At 68.1% G+C, this 9,226-nt stretch carries 12 protein-coding genes and 1 pseudogene; 6 read left to right on the plus strand and 7 right to left on the minus strand.

The window, feature by feature from the left end; translation table 11 throughout:
* Nucleotides 1–178: 178 nt before the first annotated feature.
* Entirely contained in the window at nucleotides 179–295 is a 117-nt protein-coding gene (locus ACFQI8_RS19470; RefSeq protein ID WP_465261708.1) for a DUF7989 family protein, read from the minus strand.
* Nucleotides 296–379: 84 nt separating this feature from the next.
* Here ACFQI8_RS19470 and ACFQI8_RS09070 point away from each other — a divergent pair, with 84 nt between their 5' ends.
* Entirely contained in the window at nucleotides 380–820 is a 441-nt protein-coding gene (locus ACFQI8_RS09070; RefSeq protein ID WP_390244036.1) for an SRPBCC family protein, read from the plus strand.
* Between the two features lie 82 nt (nucleotides 821–902).
* Here the strand turns inward: ACFQI8_RS09070 and ACFQI8_RS09075 are convergent, their stop codons facing one another.
* From ACFQI8_RS09075 to ACFQI8_RS09085, 3 genes are all read right to left on the minus strand, one after another.
* Nucleotides 903–1,553, minus strand: coding sequence for a hypothetical protein (locus ACFQI8_RS09075; protein ID WP_390244037.1), 651 nt, complete (start codon nucleotides 1,551–1,553; stop codon nucleotides 903–905).
* Between the two features lie 78 nt (nucleotides 1,554–1,631).
* On the minus strand, nucleotides 1,632–2,213 hold the full coding sequence (locus ACFQI8_RS09080) for a flavin reductase family protein (RefSeq protein ID WP_390244038.1): 582 nt from the start codon (nucleotides 2,211–2,213) through the stop codon (nucleotides 1,632–1,634).
* 208 nt (nucleotides 2,214–2,421) lie between these two features.
* Nucleotides 2,422–2,853, minus strand: a complete 432-nt coding sequence (locus tag ACFQI8_RS09085; RefSeq protein ID WP_390244039.1) for a DoxX family protein — start codon at nucleotides 2,851–2,853, stop codon at nucleotides 2,422–2,424.
* Between the two features lie 367 nt (nucleotides 2,854–3,220).
* Between ACFQI8_RS09085 and ACFQI8_RS09090 the strand changes: the two genes are divergently transcribed.
* The 3 genes from ACFQI8_RS09090 (at nucleotide 3,221) to ACFQI8_RS09100 (ending at nucleotide 5,545) form a co-directional block, all read left to right on the plus strand.
* A complete protein-coding gene (locus ACFQI8_RS09090) occupies nucleotides 3,221–3,898 on the plus strand; it encodes a winged helix-turn-helix domain-containing protein (protein ID WP_390244040.1) in 678 nt (225 codons plus the stop codon).
* A 37-nt stretch (nucleotides 3,899–3,935) separates the two neighbouring features.
* Nucleotides 3,936–4,736, plus strand: coding sequence for a DUF429 domain-containing protein (locus ACFQI8_RS09095; RefSeq protein ID WP_390244041.1), 801 nt, complete (start codon nucleotides 3,936–3,938; stop codon nucleotides 4,734–4,736).
* Nucleotides 4,737–5,101: 365 nt separating this feature from the next.
* Nucleotides 5,102–5,545, plus strand: a complete 444-nt coding sequence (locus tag ACFQI8_RS09100; protein WP_390244042.1) for a hypothetical protein — start codon at nucleotides 5,102–5,104, stop codon at nucleotides 5,543–5,545.
* Nucleotides 5,546–5,557: 12 nt separating this feature from the next.
* Here the strand turns inward: ACFQI8_RS09100 and ACFQI8_RS09105 are convergent, their stop codons facing one another.
* Together ACFQI8_RS09105 and ACFQI8_RS09110 are read right to left on the minus strand one after the other, a co-directional pair.
* Nucleotides 5,558–5,797, minus strand: coding sequence for a DUF8132 family protein (locus ACFQI8_RS09105; protein ID WP_390244043.1), 240 nt, complete (start codon nucleotides 5,795–5,797; stop codon nucleotides 5,558–5,560).
* Between the two features lie 77 nt (nucleotides 5,798–5,874).
* Nucleotides 5,875–6,159: an acylphosphatase gene (locus tag ACFQI8_RS09110; RefSeq protein WP_390244044.1), complete on the minus strand. Its 285-nt coding sequence runs from the start codon at nucleotides 6,157–6,159 to the stop codon at nucleotides 5,875–5,877.
* A 194-nt stretch (nucleotides 6,160–6,353) separates the two neighbouring features.
* Between ACFQI8_RS09110 and ACFQI8_RS09115 the strand changes: the two genes are divergently transcribed.
* Together ACFQI8_RS09115 and ACFQI8_RS09120 are read left to right on the plus strand one after the other, a co-directional pair.
* Nucleotides 6,354–7,715 (plus strand): phosphopentomutase/phosphoglucosamine mutase, encoded by a 1,362-nt coding sequence (locus ACFQI8_RS09115; RefSeq protein ID WP_390244045.1) that lies wholly within the window; start codon nucleotides 6,354–6,356, stop codon nucleotides 7,713–7,715.
* A gap of 185 nt (nucleotides 7,716–7,900) precedes the next feature.
* Nucleotides 7,901–9,031: a BMP family lipoprotein gene (locus ACFQI8_RS09120; RefSeq protein WP_390244046.1), complete on the plus strand. Its 1,131-nt coding sequence runs from the start codon at nucleotides 7,901–7,903 to the stop codon at nucleotides 9,029–9,031.
* 11 nt (nucleotides 9,032–9,042) lie between these two features.
* Here the strand turns inward: ACFQI8_RS09120 and ACFQI8_RS09125 are convergent.
* Nucleotides 9,043–9,226: pseudogene (locus ACFQI8_RS09125) on the minus strand (RNA-guided endonuclease TnpB family protein); the annotation flags it as partial.

The following is a 9,226-nucleotide window of genomic DNA, read 5'->3' on the forward strand; positions in this document are numbered from 1 at the left end:
GTGCGGGTGGTTCGTTGCGGTGCGGGTGGTTCGTTGCGGTGCGGGTGGTTCGTTGCGGTGCGGGTGGTTCGTTGCGGTGCGGGTGGTTCGTTGCGGTGCGGGTGGTTCGTTGCGGTGCGGGTGGTTCGTTGCGGTGCGGGTGGTTCGTCGCTGTACGTCGCGCCGTCTGCGCTTTCGCTTACTCTGTGGACTCGGATTCGTGTCCTCGGTCCCAGACGTTCGTGACGCTCTCGCCTGTCGGCGGCGTGTGGCTGACGTCTCGCATCGTCTTCGGACGGTCACTTGTGTTGCTCATGTGTTGCCTTGGTAGTTGCTACCACGGTTCATGGATAAAGCTTTCGGCGATGTTATATTACGACTTATTAGCATATTAGGTGATATGAGGCGCGCGTCAAACCGGACCCGAGTGGGCGTGGAGCGAACGCCGGACGGGCGGCGACTGGTCGTCTCCCGGCGGATTTCGGCTCCTGCGACGGCCGCGTGGGACGTGTTGGTGTCGGTCGCTGACTGGCCTGACTGGGGGCCGAGCGTGTCAGGCGTCCGCGGCGTCGACGGACGAATCGAAGGGGGGAGCCGCGGCGAGGTCCGCGTCGCCGGCGTCTGGGTCCCGTTCAGCATCGAGGCGTGCGACGACGAGTCCCGTCGGTGGACGTGGCGCGTGGCCGGCGTTCCGGCGACGGGGCATCGCGTGGAACCGGTCGGACCCGACCGGTGTGCGGTGGCGTTCGAAGTCCCCGTTCTCGCGGGGCCGTACGCCGCGGTCTGTGCGGTCGCGCTACGCCGAATCGAACGACTCGCAAAGCGACGCGCCCGCGGGTGAGGCGGGTCGGACTCGCGGCTGAGGTGGGCCGGTGAGAGACCGCGGGCGCGTGCGTGAGTCCGAACCCGAGCCCGAACGCCGTTCAGAACGGCCCGAACAGGACGAGCGCGGCGACGACTACCACGACGACGGCCGCGACGAGGAGCGCGAGCGCGCGACCGGAGCCGGCGTCCTCGGCGGCGTCCGCCTCGGCCGCGGCGCGGGCCTCCTCGGCATCTATCTCGTCGAGAATCTCCTCGAACTCCGGTTCGTGCGGTTCGTGATACTCGTCGATGATAGCCTCGTCGAGGCCGGCGTCTTCGAGCGCCGCCGCGAGATCGGGAAGCGACACGAGTTCGATGGGGGATTCGACCTCGTCGGGGTCGACGAGGAGCGCTCGGTCGCCGTCGTCGTCGGGGTCGTCGAGCTGTTCGTCTGTGGCGAACGCGAGCGCGAGGGTCTCCGCGGCCCGCGCTTCGTCGCCGGTCGTCAGGAGCGTCCCGTCGACGCCGCGGCCGTCGCAACGCTCGGCGAACGCCTCGACGCTCCGGGCATCGAACGCGGCTTCCACGTCTATCCAGACGACTTCGGCCGGTTGCGACTCCTCGTCGGGGGCCGCAAACAGGAACGTCCGCCCGTCGCGGCCGCCCCGTCTCGTCCGCTCCCCGCGGGCCGCGCGGACCCGCTCGACGACCGTCGCCGCGTCGTCAGTATCGAGAAACGAGAGCACGCTCGACAACGACACGTCGCTCATTGGCTCGACAGACTCCGTATCCCGCGATAAAGCTTCGCGCCCCATTATCAATTCACGATAACGGGCGGGGCGGGCGGATTACTCCGGGCGCACGAGTTCGAACCGGTCGTCGGTCGTCGCGTACTCACTGCCCGCGAGTCGGCCGACTGCGTCGAGTTTCGTCGTGTCGAGTTTGCCGTCGGTCAGCACTTCGTCGGCGACGTGCGCGTGGACGACCTCGCCGAGGACGAGCGTCGAAGAGCCGACTTCCATGCTGTCGTAGAGCGTGCACTCGAAGGCGACTTTGGCGTCGGCGACGCGCGGGGCGTCGACGCGGACGGCCTCGGCCTTCTCGACGCCGGCGTATTCGAACTCGTCGACGCCCGGCGGGACCGTCGCGGCGGTCTCGTTCATCGCTTCCACGAGGTCGCGAGTGACCACGTTGACGACGAACTCGCCGCGCGAGATGGCGTTTCGCGGCGTGTCCTTCAGCGACGGCCCGCGGCCGACCGGCGCGAAGACGAGCACCGGCGGGTTGACGCTGGCGACGGTGGAGAAACTGTACGGTGCGAGGTTGTCGGCGTCGTCGCCGCGGGTGCTCACCCACGCGATGGGCCGCGGGACCACGGCCCCCGAAAGCAGGCGGTACGGCGAGCCGAAGGCGTCGGGCGCGCCGTCCATCAGCGACTCGCCTCCGCGGGCGGGCGCGGTCGGCTACTCGGCAGGCGACGAGAGCGTATCGAGTCCAGTATTGCGTCGGTCACGAATGGGTGTGTGGTGGGTTCGGAGGCCGATGAATCTGTGGGACGGCGTCGTTTCGGGTGTCGGCGTCGGGTTCGCATCGGCGTCAGGTCGTGTCGGAACTCGCGCCGCGGGCGCGTCGGCGGAGTTAGAACAGCGTCAGGCCGATGGCGTAGGGCCACGTCGTTCCGCTGAGCGCGAGGAAGACGAGCGCGCCGCCGAGCATGACGACATTCTTCAGGAAACCAGTCATCTCGGACTCCTGTTGGTCTTCGGGGACGGCCCAGAAGTTGTGGAACACCGGCGTCCCGACCACGAGGAAGACGGCGACGGCCCCGGCGGCGAGCGCGGGGAAGACGCCGAGCGCGATGCCGAGGCCGCCGAAGATGAGCATCCCGCCGGAGACGACGACGCCGAAGCGGGGTGCCGGCAGTCCCTTCATCTCCGCGTAGCCGGTCATGTGGTCGAGGTTCATGAAGTGGTTGAGTCCCATGAACGCGAGCACCGCACCGAAGAGGACGCGCGCGAGGAGGAACGCGACGTCCGCGCCCGGAGAGGCGAACTGGAGCGCGACGCTCATCTCGGGACCTCCGTCGCGGTGGTGGTCGTGTGGCGGTCCGTCGTCCGGAATACAACTAACATTGCGTTACCTGGTACGAGACCGAACCAATATATGTGTTTGCTGACATTAGTGTTACCGGGTAACTGTGCAGGTATCCGGTTACACGGGCGTCACTCGGGGGTCACTCGTTTGGCTAAGTAGATTCGGTTGGTGCCGACTTCGACTCATATAGGGTGGGAGGGTGCCCGCCGTTCCGTTCTCGGAGCATATATGGTACATATATGGTAGTATTGCTCGACCCTCGAAAGATATACCCCGCTTGCCATTGGATATCAAAGCGGGACGTGTCAACCATGATGAAAACGACCAGCGGAGAGTCTCGGTTATGACCGAGACGTGGGATTCCGCGGGGCATATCGCGAGTTCACGGTACCGACTGGCCGTCTGTCGGTATCTCTCGGAGCACGGTTCGGGACTTCCCTCCCGAATCGCCGTGGAGACCGACCTCGCACAGCCGCACGTGTCTCGGGCGCTCTCCGAACTGCGGGAGCGGGGCGTCGTCGAACTGCTGGTTCCGGAGTCACAGCAGAAGGGTCGACTCTACGGGCTGACGGACCTCGGCGAACTCGCCTACGAACGGGTCGCACTCGACCAGGAGGCGGACGTTACCGTCGTCGACGACGGCGGGTTCCCCGCGCCCGAACTGTCCTCGGAGCTTCAGGAGGCGTACGGGGACGCTCTCCGGGCGGTCGCGTGGTGTGAGCCGGTGCAGACGCGGATTCGCTTCTTCGAGCGGTCGTTTCTCGACCGCTACGACGAGGACACCGTCAAGACGCTCGTCGCGACGCTCACGAACGAGGAGGCCATCGACCAACCCCTCGAAGACCTGCCAATCGGAGGGCCGGAACTCGTCGCGTTCGCCATCGACGACGCGCTCATCGTCAGGGTGCCCCTCGAGGACGGCGTGAAACTGCTCGTCTCGCTCGATGCGACTATCGACGTGACGCTCAACGAACTCCGCGACTCCTGCCGGCAGATGACGGCCACGACCCTCGACTCCTAACCAGGGTTTTCTCTTGCTCGGCGACGTATCTGGGCTCGTGCCACAGCGATGTGTTTCCCCCGCGGTCGGCGTCGACGGCTGTCGGGCCGGGTGGGTGTGCGCCGTCGCCGCCGCCAACGGCCTCAGCGTGCGAGTCGTCGCGGACTTCGACGCCGTCTGGGACCTCGCCCGCGAGTGCGACGCCGACCGGGTGCTCGTCGATATTCCCATCGGCTTGCCCGACGCCGCCCGCCGGGCGTGCGACCGGGAGGCCCGCGAACGACTCGGCTCTCGGGCCGCCACGGTCTTCTTCGCGCCCGTTCGGGCCGCCCTCGACGCCGACACCCACGAGGCGGCCAGCGCGGCGAACCGCGAGCGGACAGGTTTCGGGCTCTCGATTCAGGCGTGGCATCTCGTGCCCAAAATCCGCGAGGTCGACGGCGTCCTCCGGCAGACGCCGCGCGCCCGACAGCGAGTGTTCGAATCTCATCCCGAACTCGCCTTCGCCGCGTTCGCCGGCGAACCGCTCTCGGAACCGAAATCGACGCCTGAGGGCCGCGCCCGCCGACTCGACGTGCTCCGGACGGCGTCCGCTGGAAGCGAGGTCGTCGGGGACGGCGACGACCGCTCGGAAGACGCGACCGACCAACCGGAGTTCGACGCCGAGCGCGCCTACCGCGAGACGCTGGACCGGACGCTCCGCCGCGACGTGGCCCGCGACGACGTGCTCGACGCGCTCGTCCTCGCCGCCGCGGCCCGACGGCCCCTCGCAACGCTCCCGAGCGACCCGCCGACGGACGCCGTCGGACTGGAGATGGCGATTCGCGTCCCGAGAGTCGCGCTCGGGAGCGAATCTTAAGTTTGACAATCCTACACAACTCGCTCAGATATCTTGAAACACACCGGTATATAGTCAACAATAGTGTGTGGTATCCTTGGAGGAGAAGATATTTATGCACGGTGTTCAATCGGATAGATGGCGCGGTCACTGTCGCCACCACAGAATACCCAGCCCAGCCCAACGCGTGATTCAGTGCCAGCATGCAGTCGGCCGCGCCTCCCGCTGCCTCTACTCGGGTTCGACGACCCCGCCCCGGGCTCGAACCCGACCGATTCGACCCCCTGAGCGCCCGCCGCGGTCGGCGCGTCGCCCTGTTCGCGCCGGATTTCGAGCCCCGGGTCTCCGGCCCGAAGCTACATTTACGACCCATCCTAACCCCGCGTATGTACACCGGCAGGACGGACCAGCCCTGCTGTCTCTGCGACGACCCGAAGACCGTCGCCCGCATCGCGGTCCCGCCGCGGGCGGTGACGCTCATGGAGAACGCCGCCCCCATCGCGTGGCGCGACATCGTCGGCGACGTGACGCTCCAGTTCTGCGAGAGCGACTGGGAACTCGTCACCGAGTTGGTCTTGGACCTCGGCATGCACCCGCTTTCGCGGTGTAACGTCGCCCGCGCCGACTTCAGCATCCGCGAGGACTTCGAGGCGCTCCTGAACAGCACCCGCGACGAGCCCGACCAGACCGCACAGGAAGACCGCATGCTCGCCGCGGCCCGGGCCGTCATCGACGACGCGGACGACCCCATGGTCGAGGAACGCGACCTCGTGGAGGCACACGTCGTGACCCGCGCGATGGCCGAACTCGGCGTCGACCGCCCCGCGTGAACCGGAGGTCGCTCACACGCCGGTTCCGACGCCGAACAGCCGCGTCGACCCCCACATGAGCACGACGACGCCGACGATGAAGACCGCGAGCGCCGCCATCATCGGAAACGGGGCGAGCGACGGGCCGGCGAAAAACGGCCCGCGGACGATGAGAAACGCGGTGCCCATCACGAGGCCGAGTCCGACGCTCGTCACGAGCGAAAAAAAGAGCTTGGCGACGCCGATTCCCCGCGTGTCGGTCCGAAAGCGCATGGGGACAGGTCCCCCGAACCCAGCTTGAACGATTTGGCCGTCTCGTTGATGTTATCGGCCGCTTGTCGAGTCTCGGGTCAGCGCTCGATGCGAAAACCGGTCTCGCCGCTCGGCTCCTCGTAGGTGACGTCCACGTCCTCGACGGTCGCCATCGGACTCCCCTCGTGGCACCACTCGACCATCGCCTCCACGTCGTCGCGGGGACCCTCGAAGACGGCCTCGACGCGCCCGTCGGCGAGGTTCGTCACCCAGCCGTCGACGCCGCGGTCTCGGGCGGTATCGCGGGTCGTCGCCCGGTAGTAGACGCCCTGTACGTGGCCCGAGACGTAGACGTGCGCGCGAGTTCGACCGTGTTCGCTCATGGCTCCCGGTTCGTCCCCCGCCGTCAAAGGCGTGCTGTCTCGGGCGGTCGGTTCCTCGGGTGGTCGATTCCTCGGGCGGTCGGCTCCCCCCGGCGACCGTCTCCGTGGTCGCCGCCGCCACCGACCCGTGCGCCCGCCTCGCACGCATCTCCCGAACCGTCAGCATCTAAGTACGACCCCGCCAACGCTGGACTATGGAACTCTTCGGTACCGCCGGCATCCGCGGGAGCGCGACGGAGCGAGTGACGCCGGAACTCGCCCTCAGCGTCGGCCGCGCCGCCGGCCGCGCCGCGCTCGAATCGGACGCGCCCGCCGAGTTCGTCGTCGGCCGCGACGGACGGACGACCGGACAGGGCCTCGCCGCCGCCGTCGAGGCCGGCCTGCTCTCCGCCGGCGCAGACGTGACCCGCGTGGGCGTCGTCCCGACGCCGGCGCTCGCGTTCGCCTCGCGGGGCCGCCGCGGCGTCATGCTCACGGCCTCGCACAACCCCCCGACGGACAACGGCATCAAGATGTTCGTCGACGGACAGGAGTACGACCGCGACCTCGAACGCGACATCGAGACGCGGGTCGAAGCGGGGGCGACCCCGGCCGACTGGGACGACTGGGGCGCGGCCGGGACGAGCGGCGTCCTCGACGCCTACCGAAGCGTTATCGTCGAGTTCGCCGGCCGACACGGAGCGGCCCTCGACGGTCTCAGCGTCGCCGTCGACTGCGGCAACGGGATGTCCGCGCTCGGCACGCCGCAGGTGCTCCGCGACCTCGGCGCGCGCGTCGTCACGCTCAACGGGCAGATAGACGGGCACTTCCCCGGCCGCGAGTCCAAGCCGACGCCCGAGACGCTCGCTGACCTCATGGCGTTCGTCGCCGACGGCGACTTCGACTTCGGCATCGGCCACGACGGCGACGCCGACCGAATCGTCGTCATCGACGGCGACGGCGAGGTCGTCCACGAGGACACCGTCATCGCCATCGTCGCCGAACACTACGTCCGCGTCTCGGACGCCGCCGACCCCGTCGTGGTCACGACGCCGAACGCCTCGGGCCGCATCGACGAGCGCGTCCGCGAGGCCGGGGGCCGCGTCGAGCGCGTCCGCCTCGGCGCGCTCCACGAGGGCATCGCCAGCGCCCGCGCCGGCGGCGGCGACGTGGTGTTCGCGGCCGAACCGTGGAAGCACATCCACCCGTCGTTCGGCGGGTGGATAGACGGCATCGCCTCGGCGGCGCTCGTCGCGCGTCTCGCCGCTGAGTCCGGCATGGCCGGCCTGCGCGAGCCGGTCACCGAACGCCCGTACCGCAAGGTGAGCGTCTCCTGCCCCGACGAGAAAAAGCGGGCGGCGATGGCGGCGCTCGAACGCTCGCTCCCGGACGCGATGGCCCCCGAGTCGGTCGATACCGAGTACGGCGTCCGACTGGAGTTCGCCGACGCGTCGTGGACGCTGGTCCGCCCGTCCGGCACGGAACCCTACATCCGCGTGTACGCGGAGGCCGACGACGTGGACGCGCTCGTCGACGAGGTGACGGCGGTCGTCGAGGGCGAAATCGAGGACGCTTGAGCGGGCACCGAGGCGGTTCGACCCGATGTACGCGACCCGGCGCGGCGCGAACTCGATGCCCGCAGAGGTGAACCGCGGTCCCGTTCTCGGCGATTTGCAAACGTGGTGATGCGACGCCGCTGAAACCGCAAAACGACACCTTTATGCAATTTTCGCGGCCCCTGTCTCAATAGGAGTTCATAGATATGGACAGACGTTCTTTTGTCAAAGCGGCAGGGGTCGCGGGTATCGCGGGCCTCGCAGGTTGTACGGGCGGACCGTCCGAGGGGAGCCAAGAGACGACGGCGACGACGACCGAGTCGTCCGGCGGCGAGGAGACCACCGCGGCCGAGCAGACGACCGAGGAGTCCGGTCCGGCGGCCTACGTCGGCATGGTCTACGCGCTCGGCGGTCTCGGTGACAAGTCGTTCAACGACGCCGCGAAGCGCGGCATCGAGCAGGCGACCTCGGAGTTCGGCGTCGAGTACGACGAGGCTCAGCCCTCGGCGGCCGAGGAGTTCCCGCAGTTCCAGCGCCGGTTCGCGCAGTCGTCGAGCCCGGACTACGACCTCGTGTCGTGTATCGGCTACGCCCAGAAGTCCGCGCTCGCGGAGACGGCACCGAACTTCCCGGAGCAGAAGTTCATGCTCGTCGACGACACCGTCGACGAGGATAACGTGGCGAGCTACCTGTTCCGCGAGGAGCAGGGCTCGTTCCAAGTCGGCCACCTCGCCGGTCTCCTCACCACCCAGAAGTTCTCGGCGGGCTCCGGTTCGACGACGCCCGACTCGAAGAACGTCGGCTTCGTCGGCGGCGTCGACGCCCCGCTCATCCGGAAGTTCCAGGCCGGCTTCGAGGCCGGTGTGGCGCACGCGGACGAGGAAATCACGGTCGACGCGGCCTACGCCGGGTCGTTCTCCGACTCCGCGAAGGGGAAGGAAATCGCCACGTCGATGTACGACAACGGCGCGGACGTCGTCTACCACGCGGCGGGCGGCACGGGCCTCGGCGTCTTTCAGGCGGCGAAAGAGCAGGGTAAGTTCGCCATCGGCGTCGACTCCGACCAGTCGAAGACCGAGCCGAACTACGCCGACGTCATCCTCGCCTCGATGGTCAAGCGCGTCGAGTCGGCGGTGTACACCTCCGTCGAGAACGTCGTCAACGACGAGTTCAGCGGCGGCTCCACCATGACGCTCGGCCTCGAAGAGGACGGTGTCGCCGCCGTCTACGGCGCGGAGCTCGGCTCCGAAATCCCGCAGGACGTGAAGGATTCGCTCTCGGAGTCCCGCGACGCCATCATCGCCGGCGACATCGACGTGCCGACGACGACCGAGTGAACTACCCCACCCTACCGCTCGCCTGACGGCTCGCGCTTGAGGGTGGGGCTTCCTGTTTCCACGACGCGCTTTGCAGATACCGAGGTATCCACAGGGAGCGCAGTCTCCACAGGCGTTGATTCGGAGCGTCCCGCTCCTAACCGCTTCTTCACACCGCGAGAAAGGACGTTCCACGCCGCGTTCGCGTCCCTATCG

The sequence above is a fragment of the Haloferax chudinovii genome, from assembly GCF_042663345.1.
GTDB classification, from domain to species: Archaea; Halobacteriota; Halobacteria; order Halobacteriales; family Haloferacaceae; genus Haloferax; species Haloferax chudinovii.